Source organism: Massilia sp. CMS3.1 (genome assembly GCF_051262535.1).
In the GTDB taxonomy this organism is placed as follows: domain Bacteria; phylum Pseudomonadota; class Gammaproteobacteria; order Burkholderiales; family Burkholderiaceae_D; genus Telluria.
Map to the genome: position 1 here is coordinate 565,498 of NZ_JBIMES010000001.1, position 15,532 is coordinate 581,029.

Below are 15,532 nucleotides of genomic sequence, written 5' to 3' on the forward strand. Positions count from 1 at the left end.
CGGCCGTGATGAACGAATCAAACGACGCCGCGTTCCTTCAGGCCTTTCAGCGTGTCTTCCGACAGCCCCAGCAAGTCAGCCAGCACTTCCTGCGTCCCCTCGCCCAGCGTTGGCGGTGCACTACGCACCGGCAAGCGCTCGCCGTCGAAACGGTAGGGCGAAGACATCACGTCGACACAACCGGCAACGGGATGCGCCATGCTCGTCACCAGCCCCGACTCGACCGCGCGTGGCGAAGTCATCGCTTCGTACAGGCCGGCGACTTCGCCGCAGGGAATACCGACCTGGGCCATGCGGTCGAGCAGGTCGCGGCGCTTGCGTTTGGCCACTTCCTGGCGCAGCTGGGGCGCCAGTTCCTCGCGGTGCCTGGTGCGCTCCAGGTTGGTCTTGAAGCGCTCGTCGCTGGCGATGTCGGGCCGGTCGATGACCTCGGTGCAAAAGCGCAGGAACTGGCTGTTGTTGCCGACCGCGATGACCAGCGGCCCGTCCTCGGCCTCGTACACGCCATACGGCATGATCGACGGGTGGGCATTGCCGTAGCGCGGAGGATCGTTCCCGCGCAGCAGCGCTTCCAGCCCGTAATACGCCGTGATCATCAGGCCGCAGTCGAACAAAGCCATGCCGATGTGCCGTCCAAGCCCGGTCCGTTCACGCTCGTACAGCGCAGCGAGCACGCCTTGTGCCGCATACATGCCGGTCATCATGTCGACTGCTGCCACGCCGAATTTCAAAGGCGGCTGGGTCGGCTCGCCGTTCAGGGCCATGAGGCCCGCCTCGCCCTGGATCACGAGGTCGTAGCCGGGCCGCGCCGCTTCCGGTCCGGTGCGGTCGTAGCCCGTGATCGAGCAGTAGATCAGGCCCGGTTGCTCTTTCTTGAGTTCGTCGTAACCCAGGCCCAGGCGCTCGATGTCGCCGAACTTGAAGTTCTGGATGACGATGTCGCTCTTGCGAATCAGGTCGCGCGCGATTTGCTGGCCTTCCGGGGTCTTCAGGTCGAGGCAGACCGAGCGTTTGTTGCGGTTGACGCTGTTGAAATAGGCCGTCTCGGTGGCGCCGACGCGCATGCCCCAGTCGCGCGTGTCGTCGCCGCGCACCGGGTGTTCGACCTTGATGACCTCGGCGCCCATGTCGCCCAGTACCATCGCGCACCAGGGGCCGGCCAGCACCCGCGACAGGTCGAGCACGCGTACGCCGGCTAGCGGCAGGGAGGGATTAGTTGTCACGTTGTTCTCCAGTGCGACCGCGCAGGGCCGCAAAATCGGGCGTGCGCTTGTCGAAAAAGGCCTTGATGCCTTCCTGCGCCTCGTCGTCGCCCTGCGACTCGGCCATGTAGTGCGCTTCCAGGTCGAGCTGTTCTTCCAGACTCACGTGGCCGGCATGCTCAACCAGATGCTTGATGCGTGCGGCCGCATTCGCAGGTCCCTGCGCGATGCGCTCGGCAAGCTCGATCGCTTGCGTCAGCGCCGCGCCGCGCTCGGTCAAACGGTTCACGGCGCCCAGCGCATGCAGGCGCTCGGCGGGAATCCGTTCGCCGAGCAGGCACAGTTCCATCATCTGCTGGCGCGACAGGCATTGCGACAGGAAGGAAGTGGCGCCGCCATCGGGACTGAGGCCCACCTTCACATACGCCATGGTGAAGAAGGCATCCTTGGCTGCGACCAGCATGTCGCAGGCCAGTGCCAGCGACATGCCGGCGCCGGCCGCACCGCCCTCGACCGCCGCAATCACGGGTTTCGGACAGGCGCGAATCGCGCGAACCAGGTCATGCAGGCGCTCGATTTTTTCGCGGCGCCCCTCCGGAGCGAGCGCGCGCCGGGTGGCCAGCTGGCGCAGGTCGCCGCCGGCGCAGAAGAAGTCGCCCTCGCCTGCAAATACGATCGCACCGACCGACGGGTCAGCCGCAGCCTCGATCAGCGCTGCCGGCAAGGCGTCGTACAGTGCCGGGGTAATCGCATTGCGCGCGGCCGGGTTGCTGTTGACCAGCACCCGTACCGCACCCTGCGTGCTTACCAGCAGGCCCGTGCTCATGCCGCCTGCTGCCGGCCGAGCGCGATGTAGCGCTCCAGGTGATGGTCTTCGTCGCCGAGCTGGTGGTCGATCATCACCAGGCGCTTGGCGTAGTGCGCCAGCGGCAGTTCCCAGGTCATGCCGATGCCGCCGTGGAGCTGGATGCATTCCTCGGCCACGAGCGCACCGATGCGGCCGATGCTCATCTTGGCGGCGGACAGGGCGCGCTCGCGGGTGAGGCGATCCGCGTCGAGTGCGGCTGCCGCGTTGATGACGGCGGAGCGCGCCTGCTCGATTTCCAGCAGCAGGTCGGCCATGCGGTGCTGCAGCGCCTGGAAGCTGCCGATCGGGACGCCGAACTGCTTGCGGGTGCGCAGGTAGTCGAGCGTGGCCGCCTTGGCCGCCTCCATCGCGCCCAGCGCTTCGGCGCAGAGGGCCAGGATGCCGCGACCCGTTGCGCGTTCGAGCGTGGAGAAGCCCTTCCCTTCAGCACCCAGTAGGGCATCGGCGCCGAGGCGCACACCGTTGAAGCTCAGCTCAGCCACATGGCCGCCGTCGATGGTCGGCGTGCCGCGTACGGCCAGGCCTGCGGTGTCGCTTGGCACCAGGAACAGCGAGATGCCCGCTTCGTCGTCGATCGCGCCGGAAGACCGTGCCGACACGACGAAGACTGTCGCCTGCGCGCCCTGCGGCACCACCGATTTGACGCCGTTCAGCACCCAGCCATCGCCCTCGCGCTGGGCAGTAAGGCCGACGCGCGCGAGTTCGTAATGCGTGTCCGGCTCGTCATGCGCAAAGCTGGCGATCGTGCTGCCGTCCGCAATGCTTTGCAACAGGTCGCGCTGCGATTCGTTGCCTGCGCTGGCAATCGCCTCGCCCGCCAGCACGGCACTGGCCAGCAAGGGTTCGAGCACCAGGCCGCGCCCGAGCGCTTCGAAAACGACGGCGATATCGAAACCGGCGCCGCCGAAGCCACCGTCTTCCTCGCGCATCAGGACCCCGATCGCGCCCAGTTCGGCAAAGTGGTTCCACATCTCCGGCGAATAGCCTTCGTTCGTCGCGGCGATCTTGTTGCGGGTCTCGAAACCATAGCGCTCGGCGATGAAGCGGTTCAGGCTGTCGGCGAGCATGCGCCGTTCTTCGGTATGTTCGAAATTCATTTGCGTTCCTTTACAGTCCCAGAATCATCTTGGAGATGATGTTCTTCTGGATCTCGTTGGAGCCGCCGAAGATCGACAGCTTGCGGTTGTTGAAGTACTGCGCCGAAGCGGCCGCTGCAAAATCCGGACCGAACTGTTCGCCCTGATAGTCGGCATCGAGCATGTCCTGACTGAACGGACGCGCATGCACGCCCATCGCACGGCGTGCCAGGGAGGTGATCTCCTGGCGGATCTCGGTGCCGCGGATCTTGAGCATCGAGCTTTCCGCCCCGGGCACGCCGCCGCCGGCGACCGCCGCGATCACGCGCATATTCGTCGTCTTCATGTTCTCGAGGTCGATCTCCACGCGCGCGAGGCGGGCAGCGAACGATGGGTCGTCGAGCAGCGGACGGCCGTTACGCGTCTGGCGTGCGGCAACACGCTTCAGGCGCGCCATTGCCGCGACCGAAAAACCGACGCCGGCGATATTCGTGCGCTCGTAGGTCAGCAGGTATTTGGCGCAGGTCCAGCCGGCGTTTTCCTCGCCCACCAGGTTCTGGACCGGCACGCGTACGTCGGTGAAGAAGACTTCATTGACTTCATGCTCGCCGTCGAGCGTGATGATCGGACGCACGTCGATGCCGGGCGAGTTCATGTCGATCAGGAGAAAACTGATGCCGGACTGTTTCTTCGCTTCGCGATCGGTACGCACCAGGCAGAAGATCATGTTCGCGTACTGGCCGAGCGTGGTCCAGGTCTTCTGGCCGTTGACGATGTAGTGTTCGCCCTGTTCGTCCGTCCCGCGCACGGCGGTGGTCTTCACCGCGGCCAGGTCGGAACCCGCGCCCGGTTCCGAATAGCCCTGGCACCACCAGTCGTCGCCGTTCAGGATGCGCGGCAGCCAGTAGGCCTTTTGCGCGTCGTTGCCGTACTTGATCAGGACGGGCCCGAGCATGTTGACGCCGAAAGGCACGATGCGCGGCGCGTGCGCAATCGCGCTCTCGTTCTCGAAGATGAATTTTTCGATGGCGCTCCAGCCCGGGCCGCCGTAGGCCTCCGGCCAGTGGTTCGCCAGCCAGCCGCGTTCATTCAGGACGGCGTGCCACTCTTCCATGTCGGCCTTGGAGAGGTGCTTGCCCTCGGCAACCTTGCTTGACAAGCGTGCAGGCAGCTTCTCGGAGAGAAAAGCGCGCACTTCGCTGCGGAAGGCTTCTTCTTGCGGGGTGAAATTCAGGTCCATGACGTTCCTTAATAAATCTCGAACAGGCCGGCGGCGCCCATGCCGCCAGCGATGCACATCGTGACGACGGCGTATTTGGCGCCGCGGCGGCGGCCCTCGATCAGGATATGTCCGGCCAGGCGCGAACCGGTCATGCCGAACGGGTGGCCGATCGAGATCGCGCCGCCGTTCACGTTCAGGCGTTCATCGGGAATGCCGAGCTTTTGCTGGCAGTAGATCGCCTGCGAGGCAAAGGCTTCGTTCAGCTCCCACAGGTCGATATCGTCGACCGTCAAGCCGTGGCGCGCCAGCAGTTTCGGCACCGCGAACACGGGACCGATGCCCATCTCGTCCGGCTCGCAGCCGGCCACTGCCATGCCGCGGAACACGCCCAGCGGCTGCAAACCCAGGCGTTCGGCTTCTTTCGCTTCCATCATCACGCAAGCCGAAGCACCGTCCGACAGCTGCGAGGCATTACCCGCAGTGACGAATTTCCCCTCGCCCATCACCGGCGCCAGTTTTGCCAGGCCCTCGTAAGTCGTGCCGCGGCGATTACACGTGTCTTCGCCGACCGTGACTTCGCGCATGCTGACCGCCTTGGTGTCCTTGTCGGTCACCGACATGGTCGTGGTGCAGGCGACGATCTCCTGCGCATAGCGCCCGGCCAGCTGGGCTTCTTCCGTCTTGCGCTGGCTCTCCGCGGAAAAACGGTCCTGCGCCTCGCGCGAAATGCCGTAGCGCGTGGCGACGATGTCGGCGGTCTCGATCATCGGCATGTACAGTTCCGGCTTGTTCTCGAGGATCCACGGGTCCATGCCCGAGTCGCCGCTGTCGCGGGTGCGGATCTGCGAAATGCTCTCGACGCCACCGGCGATGATGGCCGGCGCGCCGTCGACGACGATGCGTCCGGCGCCGATCGCGATCGCCTGCAGGCCCGAGGCGCAGAAGCGGTTCACGGTGGTGCCGGCGATGGTGATCGGCAGGCCGGCACGAATGATGGTCTGGCGCGCGACGTTGCGGCCGGTCGTGCCTTCGGGATAGCCGCAGCCGAGGATCGCGTCCTCGATCAGTCCAGGGTCGATCCCGGCGCGCTCGACGGCGGCGCGCACGGCAAAGGCGGCCAGTTGCGGGCCGGAGGTGATGTTGAATTCGCCGCGGTGCGCTTTGGTCAGCGGGGTGCGGGCGGTTGAAACGATGACGGCTTCGCGCATGGCAAGTCTCCTGTGGGTTTTAGTTATTTGGTGTGGTTCAGGCTGGCGAAGTTGGCGCCGCGCGCGACCAGCTCGAGCAGCAGCGGCGACGGTTGCCAGAACAGCGGATCTTCTTTCGCAAACTCCTGGATGTCGGCCAGGATTTTCTCGAGACCGACCGTGTCCGCGTAGTGCATCGGGCCGCCGCGGTAGCGCGGGAAGCCATAGCCGTGGACAAAGGTCACGTCGACGTCGAGCGGACGCAGCGCGATCTTCTGGTGCACGACATTCGCACCTTCATTGACCATCGCGGCCAGGTAGCGGCGCACGATGTCTTCGTCCGTAAAGCTTTTCGGGCTAATGCCGGCGCGCTGGCGTTCCGCGTCGATGATGGCTTCGACTTCCGGATCCGGCGTGCCGACGCGTGCGGCTTCCGGGTACAGGTAGTAGCCGCGGCCGGTCTTCTGGCCGAACCAGCCGCGCTCGGCCAGGCGGTCCGGAATCTGCACGTAGCGCGCTTGCGGATCGCGGGTGGCGGCGCGGCGCTTGCGCGTGGCCCAGCCGATGTCGCCGCCGGCCAGGTCCGAGACCTGGAATGGCCCCATCGGATAGCCGAAATCGCGCACCGCCTTGTCGATCTGGTAGGGCGAAGCGCCGTCTTCCATGATGGCTTGCGCGGCGGCGCCGTAGACGGCGAGCACGCGGTTGCCGATGAAGCCGTCGCACACGCCGGCGCGCACCGCGGTTTTTTTGAGTTTCTTCGCCAGCTCGAAGGCGGTGGCGACGACGTCGGCGGCGACCTTGGCCGGCACCACGATTTCGAGCAGCTTCATGATGTTCGCCGGCGAGAAGAAGTGCAGGCCGATGACATCCTGCGGGCGCGAGATCGATGCGGCGATCTGGTCGATGTCGAGATAGGAGGTATTCGTGGCCAGCACGGCGCCGGGTTTGCAGACGCGGTCGAGTTCCTTGAACACGGCCTGTTTTACCGCCATGTCCTCGAACACGGCTTCGATGACGAGGTCGACTTGCGACAGCGCGTCGTAGGCGGTGCTGCCGCTCCAGCGCGCCATGATGGCGTCCTTGGCGTCAAGCTTCATCCGCCCTTTGGCGATCAGGCCGGTATAGACCTTGTCGACGTTCGCGCGGCCGCGGGCCAGCGCTTCCTCGTCGCGTTCGATCATCACGACCGGCAGCCCGGCATCGAGCACCGCGACCGCGATGCCTGCACCCATGGTGCCGCCGCCAATGATGCCGACGCTGCCAATGGAGCGTGGCTGCGCCGCACGGGTCTCCGGCGCCTTGGCCGCTTCGCGTTCGGCGAAGAAGGCGTGCACCAGGCCGGCGCGCTGCGGGCTGTCCAGGCATTCGATGAACAGCTTGCGCTCGAGCGCCAGGCCGTCTTCAAACGACAGGTCGAGTGCGCCCTGCACCGCATCGACGATTTTCAAAGGCGAGAACAGGCCGCGTGTCTTTTTGCTCGTCTCGGCACGGGCGGCGTCGATCGCCGCCTGCGTGGTGTCGCGATCGCTCAAGGCGGCGGCCTGGCTGGTACGGCGCGGCGCGGCGCCGGCTTGAATCAGTTCACGCGCGTAGGCCAGACCCGCAGCGGCCGCGTCCTCGCCATCGGCCAGGCGCTCAGCTACCCGATCAACCAGGCCGAGCTTCGCTGCCTCGGCAGCGCCGATGTGGCGGCCGCTGAGCATCAGTTCGAGGGCGGCGGCAGCGCCGATCAGGCGTGGGGTGCGCTGGGTGCCGCCGGCACCGGGCAACAGGCCCAGCAGCACTTCCGGCAGGCCGAGTTTGGCCGTGCCGAGCGCCACGCGGTAATGCGCGCCGAGTGCCACTTCCAGGCCGCCGCCGAGCGCCGCGCCGTGGATGCTCGCCACCACCGGTTTGGAACAGGCTTCGATGCGGTTGCAGACATCCGGCAGCGCCGGCGCCAGCGGCGGCTTGCCGAATTCGCGGATGTCGGCGCCGCCGAGAAAATTGCGGCCGGCACCGACCAGCACGACGGCCAACACTTTCGGATCGGCATCGGCCGTTTCGATGGCTTCCACCAGGGCGCGCCGCACGTCGACGCCGAGCGCATTCACGGGTGGATTATCGATGGTGACCAGGAGGATGTCGTCGTGACGACGGGTGCTGACGAATGCGGGTGCGGCGGAAGTGTTCAAGCCTGTCTCCTTGTAGGAAGTTTCGCTGTGCGAAACATTGTTTTGCAGTTTTCGGCAAAAGCAACGATAACTCATTTTCAAGAGGCCTGCAAATGGCCAGATTCGACATGGCAGGCCTGTCTGTACGCCCGGCAAAAAAGCAACTCATCAATAAAGAAGTCGATCGCTTCATAGGAGCGAACGAAAATAGTTTCGCTGTGCGAACGGCTATTTCACGAAACAGTTGACACTTTTCTTTTGCATGTGTGAATATTCGACCAGACCCGGCCCCAGACGCCAGGCACCGAGACACATCAAGGAATACATGCAACACGAGATCGAGACCTTCGAAGAGGATGCAGCCAAGGACCGCCAGTTCGTGACGGCCCTTGCGCGTGGTCTGGAAATTCTACGCTGCTTTCGCCCCGGCGAGACCTATCTCACGAACAGCGAGATGGCCAAGCGCACGGCGATGCCGAAGCCGACGATTTCACGCCTGAGCCATACCCTCACCAAACTCGGTTACCTCAACTATTCCGCCGACCAGGGCCGCTACCAGCTTGGTGCAGCCGTGCTGGCCCTCGGCTACACTCTGCTCGCCAACCTCGACGTGCGCAAACTCGCGCGCCCCGCGATGCAGGAACTGGCCGAACACGCGCAATGCAGCGTGGCCATCGGCATCCGCGACCGCCTTTCGATGGTGTACGTGGAAGCCTGCCGCGGCAGCGCGGCAGTGACGCTGCGGCGCGATGCCGGCTCGCGCATCCCGCTGGCCACCACCGCGATGGGCAAGGCCTATTTGTGCGGCCTGCCGCAGAACGACCGCGACTTCCTGATGGACCATATCCGCCTGCAGACCGAGACCAACTGGCCGAAGATCAAGGCTGATCTCGAGCAGGGCTTTCGCGACTACGAGGACCGCGGGTTTTGCATGTCCTCGGGCCTGTGGGACGCGAACATCAGCGCCGTCGGCGTGCCGCTGGTCGACCCGGACCCGGCCAAGACGATGGCCTTCAATTGCGGCGGCCCTTCTTTTCTGCTGCCGCAGGAAAAACTGATCGACGACCTGGGCCCGCGCCTGGTGCAGCTGGTGCGCACCGTGGAAATGAGCATGGGCCGCAACCTGGGTTGAGCAAGTAACCAACTTCGCCGGTGGTGGAAGCATCACCGGCTGCAGCAAAGCCGGTCCTTAACAATAAGGACCAGTTCGTGAACATAACTGAAAAGGTGGAGACATGAAGAAGACAACAAGCATCGTCCTGACAATGATGGCAGCGGCCGGCACGTTCGGAGCAAGCGCGGCGCAGGCGGAAGAATTCAAGGTCGGCGTACAGATCCCCCTGACCGGTCCACTGGCCCGGGTCGGCATGGGCACCCAGGAAGGCATCCGTGTCGCTGCCGAAGTATTCAACAAAACCAATGGCAAGCACACGATCAAGCTGGTGACGGTCGATGATGAGTCGGCCCCGGCGAAAGCCGTGGCTGCAGTGGAAAAGCTGGCCAGCGAAGGCGTGGTCGCCGTCACCGGCGGTTACGGCTCGAACAACATCTCGCCGGCGTCGGACGCGGCCAACAAGCTGGGCCTGGCCTACATCACCTCGGGCGGCGTCGATGACGGCCTGGTGCAAGCCGGCCGCAAGAACTTCTTCCGCATTAATAACACCGCCGGCTACCAGAAGGCGCTGGTCGGCCTGATCTCGGACCTGGGCGTGAAATCGGTCTCGATCATCTATTCGACCAAGGATGCGACGCATGGCCTGGCGACCGACGTCGAGGGAACCCTGAAGAAAATGGGCGTCAAGGTCGCGATGCACGCGTTCGACCCGGCGATCACCGACTTCAAGCCGATCATCAACAAGGTCAAGCTGCGCGACCGTTCGGAATTCGTCGCCATGGTCGGCTACGAGAACGATTACGTCGGCATCCTGCGCGCAGCCCGTGTCCTGAAGCCATCGGTGAAAGCAATCGCCGGCGTCTGGTCGCTGGCCACGCCGAAGATGGCGGCCGACTTCCCCGACCTGATGCCGAACGTATACGGCACCGCGGTGCTGCCCTTCCCCGTGAACTTCACCACGCCTGAAGGCAAATCCTTCGGCGAAGGGTACAAGAAGCTGCACAACAAGGAACCGGACTACCTGGGCCAGTTCGGCTATGTGCAGTCGATGCTGCTGTTCGAAGCGATCGCACGTGCGGCCGACAAGGGTACGATCAAGAAAGGCGGCGTGATCGAGGAAATGCGCAAGACCGACAGCCAGACCCTGATCGGCCGCGTGCGCTTCAGCGAAAACGGCGACAACCCGGGCTTCGTCCAGCGCATGGGCCAGCACCAGGGCAAGCAGGTCGTCCTCGTGTGGCCAAAAGACGCAGCGAACGGCAAACCGGTCTACCCTGGCCTGCCTTGGTAAGGTCGTAAGGCAGTCAAGTAGTCAGGAGTGGGCGCAGTTGCGCCCACTCCCCCGCATTAACTTGAATGGAATGCAGACATGACCGAATTAATATTGCAGTCCGTGTACTCCGGACTGCTGCAGGGCGGCTCGTACGCGCTCATTGCCCTGGGCCTGGCGCTGGTGTTCGGCGCCATGAAAGTGATCAACCTGGCGCACGGCGAACTGGTGCTGCTGGCGGCGTATATCGCCTATACGGTCGAATCGAAACTCGGCTGGAACCCGGCCGCGGCGATTCCGATCGCGGTGCTGGTCGTGACCATCACCTCCGCCCTCCTCTACTTCCTGGTTGGCCGCATCAAGACCAACCGCGAAATCAATTCCTTGACCCTGACCTACGGCGTCGGCGTCATTTTGACCAACCTGGTGCTGATGATCTGGAGCGCCGACGTGCGCACGACCAACTCGACCTGGATGCAGGAAGCCTTCGTCGTCGGTGAGCTCTACAGCATGCGCAGCGAAGTCGTGTTCTTCTTTGTCTCGCTGATCCTGATTGTCGGCCTGTGGTGGTGGTTGTCGCGCAGCTGGTATGGCCGCGCGGTGCGCGCCGTCTCGAGCAACCGCGACGCCGCCAAACTCATGGGCATCAACCCGGGCCGCACCGAACTGGTCTCGTTCCTGGTGGCGGGCCTGCTGGCGGCCTTCGCCGGCGTGGCCCTGTTCAGCTATGGCGTGGTCAGCCCGGCTACCGGCGGCGTGCTGACGGTGAAGGCCTTCATCATCACGGTGCTGGCCGGTATCGGCTCGATTCCGGGTGTCCTGATCGGCGCGGTATTGCTCGGCATTGCCGAAGCGCTGACCGTGACCCTCGCCAGCTCGGCCCTGCAGGAACTGGCCGGCATGGGATTGTTCCTGCTGGTTCTCTTTGTCATGCCTAACGGCTTGTTCGGTGCTGCCGGGAGGCGCGGATGAAACTCAACAAACTCCTGATCGTGGTCCTGGCGGCCGCGTATGTCGGCGTGCCGCTCGTGCTGGGCGGGAACGCCTATGTCATGAGCCTGGTGATCGCCTCGCTCGTCATCGGCGGCGTCGCCCTGTCCTGGGCGCTGCTCGGCAACCTGGGCGGCATGGTGAGCTTCGGCCACGCGGCCTTCTTCGGGGTCGGCGCCTACACCTCGGCGGTGCTGACGATGAAGCTCGGCCTGCCGGTGTTCATCGGCCTGGCGATGGGCGGCCTGGGGGCGGTGGTATCGGCCCTCCTGATGCTGCCGGTGCTGCGCCTGCGCGGCCCTTACTTTGCGCTGGCCATCCTCGCTTACGCGCATATCTTCCGCATCCTGGCCACCGAATGGACCTCGGTGACGAACGGTTCGGCCGGCATCTCGTCCATTCCGCGCCTGCCTGAACTGTTTGGTGTCGACTTCGGCGGCAAGACCGGCAACTACCTGGTGATCCTCACCATCGTGCTGCTGTTCGCCCTGGCCTACGACATGATCCGGCGCAGCCCGCACGGCCTGGCCCTGCGCGCCATGCACGACAGCGAGGATGCAACCCGCGTGGTCGGCGTCAATAACACCCTGCTCAAGGCCCTGATGCTGCTTGTCTCGGCCTTCATGTGCGGTGTGGTCGGGGCCTTCAACGCCCACTACATCAACTTCCTGGAGCCGGACTACGCGTTCTCCGCCCTGTGGGTGACGATCCCGATCGTCGCGGCCATCTTCGGCGGCTACCGCACGATCACCGGTCCCCTGGTGGGCGCGGTCGTGGTCTACCTGGTCGACCAGCTGTTCGTGAAGAACATCATGCCAACCGGCCACCAGATGGTGCTGGGCGTGGTGCTGGTGGGGATGATCCTGGCCAGCCCGGACGGCCTGTTTGGCCTGGTGCGCAAGTTCATGAGGAAAAAAGATGCTACAGCTTGAAAACGTGACCGTGCGCTTCGGCGGCCTGACCGCAGTGAACGACGTCTCCCTGAACATCGGCACCGGTGACGTGGTCGGCCTGGTCGGCGCGAACGGCGCTGGCAAGACCACGCTGTTCAATGCCATTTCCGGACTGGTGCGTCCCACCTCCGGCCGCATCGTGTTCAACGGCATCGACGTGCTGCGCGCGCCGATGTACCAGCGCGCCCGCATGGGGATCGGCCGCACCTTTCAGATCCCGCAGCCGATGCACGAACTGACCGTGCGCCAGAACCTGCAGGTCTCGCAGCGCTTCGGCACCGGGCGCCTCGATGAGCGGCGCCTGGACGAGATTCTGGAATTCACGGGTCTCAGCGCCAAGGCCGAACGCGACGCCTCCACCGGACTCGCGCTGACCGAACTCAAAGCCCTGGAAGTGGCCAAGGCGCTGGCCACCGACCCGAAACTGCTGCTGCTCGACGAAGTGCTGGCCGGCCTGGAGACGAACGGCAAGCGCGCCTTCATGAACATGCTCAAGGGCTTGCATGAAAAATTCGCGGTCGGGATCTGCATCATCGAGCACGACATCGAAACCATCAGCAACCTGTGCCCGCGCGTGGCAGTGCTGAACTTCGGCCAGCTGATCGCCGAGGGCACGCCGCAAGAGGTGTTCAGCAATCCGGCGGTCGTGAAGAGCTATACGGGAGCGGACCATGCTTGAAATTACCAACCTGCGCGCCGGCTATGGCGCCATCAACGTGCTGTGGGACTTGTCGCTCTCCGTCGCCCCGGGCAAGCTGACCACCATCATCGGCCCCAACGGCGCCGGCAAGACGACCCTGCTGCGCGCCATCATGGGCCTGGTGCCCGTCAAGCAGGGCTCGATCACACTGAATGGCAAGCAGCTCAACGGCACGCCGACCTGGGAAATGAACGACGTCTCGATGGCCATGATTCCCGAGGGACGCATGGTGTTTCGCGACATGACGGTCGAGGAAAACCTGATGCTGGGCGCTTTCGCGCCCCAGCACCGTGCGAATGCTTCCGCCAACCTCGAGAAATCGTATCTGATGTTCCCGCGCCTGCGCGAACGGCGCAAGCAGCTCGCCGGTTCGCTCTCGGGCGGCGAAGCGCAGATGCTGGCGATGTCGCGTGGCCTGATGAGCGACCCGAAGCTGCTCATCATTGACGAGCCCTCGCTGGGCCTGGCACCGGTGATGGTCAACGAATTGTTCGAGATCCTTGCGCGCCTGAAGGGCGACGGGCGTACCATCGTGCTGGTGGAACAGAACACCCAGCGCGCGGTCGGCATCGCCGACCACGTCTACCTGATGCAAAGCGGCAAAGTCGTGCTGTCGCAGGCGGCTTCTGAAGTCAGCCTCGAGCATTTGCACGACCTGTATTTTGCGCGCTGATGCGCTTACCAACTGATTAAGAGACCATCATGACCAAAACCGCATTCCACTGGGACGATCCGCTGCTCCTGAACAGCCAGCTAACCGATGACGAGCGCATGATCCGCGAGGCGGCCAACTCGTACTGCCAGGACAAGCTGCAGCCGCGCATCCTCGAGGCCTTCCGCTACGAGAAAATGGACAATTCGATCTTCCGCGAGATGGGCGAACTCGGCCTGCTCGGTCCGACCATTCCCGAGCAGTACGGCGGCCCTGGCCTGAACTACGTCGCCTACGGCCTGATCGCGCGCGAAATCGAGCGCGTCGATTCCGGCTACCGCTCGATGGCCAGCGTGCAGTCCTCGCTCGTGATGGTGCCGATCTACGAGTTCGGCAACGAAGAGACGAAGCAAAAATACCTGCCGAAACTGGCCACCGGCGAATGGATCGGCTGCTTCGGTTTGACCGAGCCGAACCACGGCTCCGATCCCGGTTCGATGGTGACCCGTGCGCGCAAGGTCGACGGCGGCTATTCGCTCACCGGCTCGAAGATGTGGATCACCAATTCGCCGGTGGCCGACGTGTTCGTGGTCTGGGCCAAGGATGACGAAGGCGCGATCCGCGGCTTCGTGCTCGACAAAGACTCGAAAGGCTTGACCGCCCCGGCGATCCACGGCAAGTTCGGCTTGCGCGCGTCCGTCACCGGCGAAATCGTGATGGACAACGTGTTCTGCCCGGAAGAGAACGCCTTCCCGGAGGTGCGTGGTTTGAAAGGTCCGTTCACCTGCCTGAACTCGGCGCGTTACGGCATCGCCTGGGGCGCTCTGGGCGCTGCCGAAGCGTGCTGGCACACGGCGCGCCAGTACACGCTCGACCGCCACCAGTTCGGCAAACCATTGGCGGCAAACCAGCTGGTGCAAAAGAAGCTGGCCGACATGCAGACCGAGATCACGCTCGGCCTGCAGGGCTGCCTGCGCCTGGGCCGCATGAAGGACGAGGGTACCGCTGCGGTGGAAATCACCTCGATGATGAAGCGTAATTCCTGCGGCAAGGCGCTCGACGTGGCACGGGTGGCGCGCGACATGCTGGGCGGGAATGGCATTTCGGACGAGTTCGGGATCATCCGCCACATGGTCAACCTGGAAGTCGTGAACACCTATGAAGGCACACACGATATCCACGCGCTGATCCTGGGCCGTGCGCAGACAGGCATCGCGGCGTTTTAAGCGTTTCGGGGCGGCCAGGCCTGGCCGCCCACCCGCCGGAGGCGCGCGCCCGCCATTCTTGAAACCCTCCACAATGCTGCCATATTGACCATTCAAGCAAAGTGGAGGTGCCCCCGTGAGTCCGCAAGATACCCAGCTGTTAGAAAATTTCCTGAACCAGCTCATCCAGGCGCGTGGCCTGCCGAAGGATCCCGCAGCCGAGGCCATGATCGCGCAGGCCGTGTCCTACCAACCCGATGCCGCCTACCTGCTCGTCCAGCGCGCCCTCTTGCAACAGCAGGCGCTCGACAATGCGAAGGCCGAGATCGCGCACCTGCAGCAGCAGTTGCAAGGCGGCGCAGGAAGCCGCGGCTCCCAGGGGAGTCGTTTCCTCGACCCGAATGCCTGGGGCAACAGCGGTCAGCAGCAGCAGGCGCAAGCCTACGGCAGCCAGCCGGCGCAAGGCGGCTACCCCCAGCAGCCTTACCAGCAGCCATCGCTGGCTAGCCGCGCAAGTAACTTCTTCCGCGGCGGCAGCATGGGTGGCGGCATGGGCGGCGCACTCGGCAGTATCGCCTCGACAGCGGCCGGCGTCGCGGCCGGCGCCTTCCTGTTCCAGGGACTCGGCAACCTGCTGGGCAATGACAATCACGACGGCAACGGCTTTCTCGGCAACAACGATAGCTTCTCGTCGCTGACCTCGTCCGTCGATGAGTTTGCGAACAGCGCAAACGGGGCCGGCGACAGTTCCAGCAGCCTGCTCGGCGACAGCAATAGCGACAGCGGCAACGCGCTGCTCGACGATGCCGGTTCAGGCGGCGACGATGTCGCGGGCGACTCCTACGATGGCGGGATGGACGACGCGTCTCTGGGTTGACGGCAAGCCGCCGGCGCGGGCCGCCGTGTTAACATAGCGTGCTGGCGGCAGGGTACGCTC

The 15,532-nt window shown here is 64.5% G+C and carries 14 protein-coding genes; 8 read left to right on the top strand and 6 right to left on the bottom strand.

Annotated features, from left to right (window positions below):
- Nucleotides 1–17 precede the first annotated feature (17 nt).
- From ACHAC9_RS02490 to ACHAC9_RS02515, 6 genes are read right to left on the bottom strand one after another with little or no spacing between them, the layout of a single operon-like run.
- Nucleotides 18–1,223: a CaiB/BaiF CoA transferase family protein gene (locus ACHAC9_RS02490; RefSeq protein WP_435756802.1), complete on the bottom strand. Its 1,206-nt coding sequence runs from the start codon at nucleotides 1,221–1,223 to the stop codon at nucleotides 18–20.
- On the bottom strand, nucleotides 1,213–2,028 hold the full coding sequence (locus tag ACHAC9_RS02495) for an oxepin-CoA hydrolase, alternative type (protein WP_435756804.1): 816 nt from the start codon (nucleotides 2,026–2,028) through the stop codon (nucleotides 1,213–1,215). The genes ACHAC9_RS02490 and ACHAC9_RS02495 overlap by 11 nt, the downstream gene beginning before the upstream one ends.
- Complete coding sequence (locus ACHAC9_RS02500) at nucleotides 2,025–3,167, bottom strand: acyl-CoA dehydrogenase family protein (protein WP_435756806.1); 1,143 nt, start codon at nucleotides 3,165–3,167, stop codon at nucleotides 2,025–2,027. The genes ACHAC9_RS02495 and ACHAC9_RS02500 overlap by 4 nt, the downstream gene beginning before the upstream one ends.
- A 10-nt stretch (nucleotides 3,168–3,177) precedes the next feature.
- On the bottom strand, nucleotides 3,178–4,386 hold the full coding sequence (locus ACHAC9_RS02505; protein ID WP_435756808.1) for an acyl-CoA dehydrogenase family protein: 1,209 nt from the start codon (nucleotides 4,384–4,386) through the stop codon (nucleotides 3,178–3,180).
- 8 nt (nucleotides 4,387–4,394) lie between these two features.
- Entirely contained in the window at nucleotides 4,395–5,576 is a 1,182-nt protein-coding gene (locus ACHAC9_RS02510) for an acetyl-CoA C-acyltransferase (RefSeq protein ID WP_435756810.1), read from the bottom strand.
- 23 nt (nucleotides 5,577–5,599) lie between these two features.
- Nucleotides 5,600–7,807, bottom strand: a complete 2,208-nt coding sequence (locus tag ACHAC9_RS02515; protein ID WP_435756812.1) for a 3-hydroxyacyl-CoA dehydrogenase NAD-binding domain-containing protein — start codon at nucleotides 7,805–7,807, stop codon at nucleotides 5,600–5,602.
- 229 nt (nucleotides 7,808–8,036) lie between these two features.
- Here ACHAC9_RS02515 and ACHAC9_RS02520 point away from each other — a divergent pair, with 229 nt between their 5' ends.
- The 8 genes from ACHAC9_RS02520 (at nucleotide 8,037) to ACHAC9_RS02555 (ending at nucleotide 15,472) form a co-directional block, all read left to right on the top strand.
- On the top strand, nucleotides 8,037–8,843 hold the full coding sequence (locus ACHAC9_RS02520; protein ID WP_435756814.1) for an IclR family transcriptional regulator: 807 nt from the start codon (nucleotides 8,037–8,039) through the stop codon (nucleotides 8,841–8,843).
- A 103-nt stretch (nucleotides 8,844–8,946) separates the two neighbouring features.
- Complete coding sequence (locus ACHAC9_RS02525) at nucleotides 8,947–10,116, top strand: ABC transporter substrate-binding protein (protein ID WP_435756816.1); 1,170 nt, start codon at nucleotides 8,947–8,949, stop codon at nucleotides 10,114–10,116.
- Between the two features lie 78 nt (nucleotides 10,117–10,194).
- Complete coding sequence (locus ACHAC9_RS02530) at nucleotides 10,195–11,067, top strand: branched-chain amino acid ABC transporter permease (RefSeq protein ID WP_435756818.1); 873 nt, start codon at nucleotides 10,195–10,197, stop codon at nucleotides 11,065–11,067.
- Nucleotides 11,064–12,017, top strand: coding sequence for a branched-chain amino acid ABC transporter permease (locus tag ACHAC9_RS02535; protein WP_435756820.1), 954 nt, complete (start codon nucleotides 11,064–11,066; stop codon nucleotides 12,015–12,017). Before ACHAC9_RS02530 ends, ACHAC9_RS02535 begins: the two co-directional genes overlap by 4 nt.
- Nucleotides 12,004–12,717: an ABC transporter ATP-binding protein gene (locus tag ACHAC9_RS02540; protein ID WP_435756822.1), complete on the top strand. Its 714-nt coding sequence runs from the start codon at nucleotides 12,004–12,006 to the stop codon at nucleotides 12,715–12,717. The genes ACHAC9_RS02535 and ACHAC9_RS02540 overlap by 14 nt, the downstream gene beginning before the upstream one ends.
- Nucleotides 12,710–13,411 (top strand): ABC transporter ATP-binding protein, encoded by a 702-nt coding sequence (locus ACHAC9_RS02545; protein ID WP_435756824.1) that lies wholly within the window; start codon nucleotides 12,710–12,712, stop codon nucleotides 13,409–13,411. Before ACHAC9_RS02540 ends, ACHAC9_RS02545 begins: the two co-directional genes overlap by 8 nt.
- 29 nt (nucleotides 13,412–13,440) lie before the next feature.
- Complete coding sequence (locus ACHAC9_RS02550) at nucleotides 13,441–14,616, top strand: acyl-CoA dehydrogenase (RefSeq protein WP_435756826.1); 1,176 nt, start codon at nucleotides 13,441–13,443, stop codon at nucleotides 14,614–14,616.
- A 115-nt stretch (nucleotides 14,617–14,731) separates the two neighbouring features.
- The gene (locus ACHAC9_RS02555) at nucleotides 14,732–15,472 is read left to right on the top strand and encodes a DUF2076 domain-containing protein (RefSeq protein WP_435756828.1); all 741 of its coding nucleotides are present in this window, start codon (nucleotides 14,732–14,734) and stop codon (nucleotides 15,470–15,472) included.
- Nucleotides 15,473–15,532: the final 60 nt, after the last annotated feature.

Excerpts from the sequence above, each read along its gene's own strand:
- ACHAC9_RS02495 (WP_435756804.1), bottom strand. The coding sequence starts at position 2,028 with ATGAGCACGGGCCTGCTGGTAAGCACGCAGGGTGCGGTACGGGTGCTG.
- ACHAC9_RS02500 (WP_435756806.1), bottom strand. The coding sequence starts at position 3,167 with ATGAATTTCGAACATACCGAAGAACGGCGCATGCTCGCCGACAGCCTG.
- ACHAC9_RS02505 (WP_435756808.1), bottom strand. The coding sequence starts at position 4,386 with ATGGACCTGAATTTCACCCCGCAAGAAGAAGCCTTCCGCAGCGAAGTG.
- ACHAC9_RS02510 (WP_435756810.1), bottom strand. The coding sequence starts at position 5,576 with ATGCGCGAAGCCGTCATCGTTTCAACCGCCCGCACCCCGCTGACCAAA.
- ACHAC9_RS02515 (WP_435756812.1), bottom strand. The coding sequence starts at position 7,807 with ATGAGTTATCGTTGCTTTTGCCGAAAACTGCAAAACAATGTTTCGCAC.
- ACHAC9_RS02520 (WP_435756814.1), top strand. The coding sequence starts at position 8,037 with ATGCAACACGAGATCGAGACCTTCGAAGAGGATGCAGCCAAGGACCGC.
- ACHAC9_RS02525 (WP_435756816.1), top strand. The coding sequence starts at position 8,947 with ATGAAGAAGACAACAAGCATCGTCCTGACAATGATGGCAGCGGCCGGC.
- ACHAC9_RS02530 (WP_435756818.1), top strand. The coding sequence starts at position 10,195 with ATGACCGAATTAATATTGCAGTCCGTGTACTCCGGACTGCTGCAGGGC.
- ACHAC9_RS02535 (WP_435756820.1), top strand. The coding sequence starts at position 11,064 with ATGAAACTCAACAAACTCCTGATCGTGGTCCTGGCGGCCGCGTATGTC.
- ACHAC9_RS02540 (WP_435756822.1), top strand. The coding sequence starts at position 12,004 with ATGCTACAGCTTGAAAACGTGACCGTGCGCTTCGGCGGCCTGACCGCA.
- ACHAC9_RS02545 (WP_435756824.1), top strand. The coding sequence starts at position 12,710 with ATGCTTGAAATTACCAACCTGCGCGCCGGCTATGGCGCCATCAACGTG.
- ACHAC9_RS02550 (WP_435756826.1), top strand. The coding sequence starts at position 13,441 with ATGACCAAAACCGCATTCCACTGGGACGATCCGCTGCTCCTGAACAGC.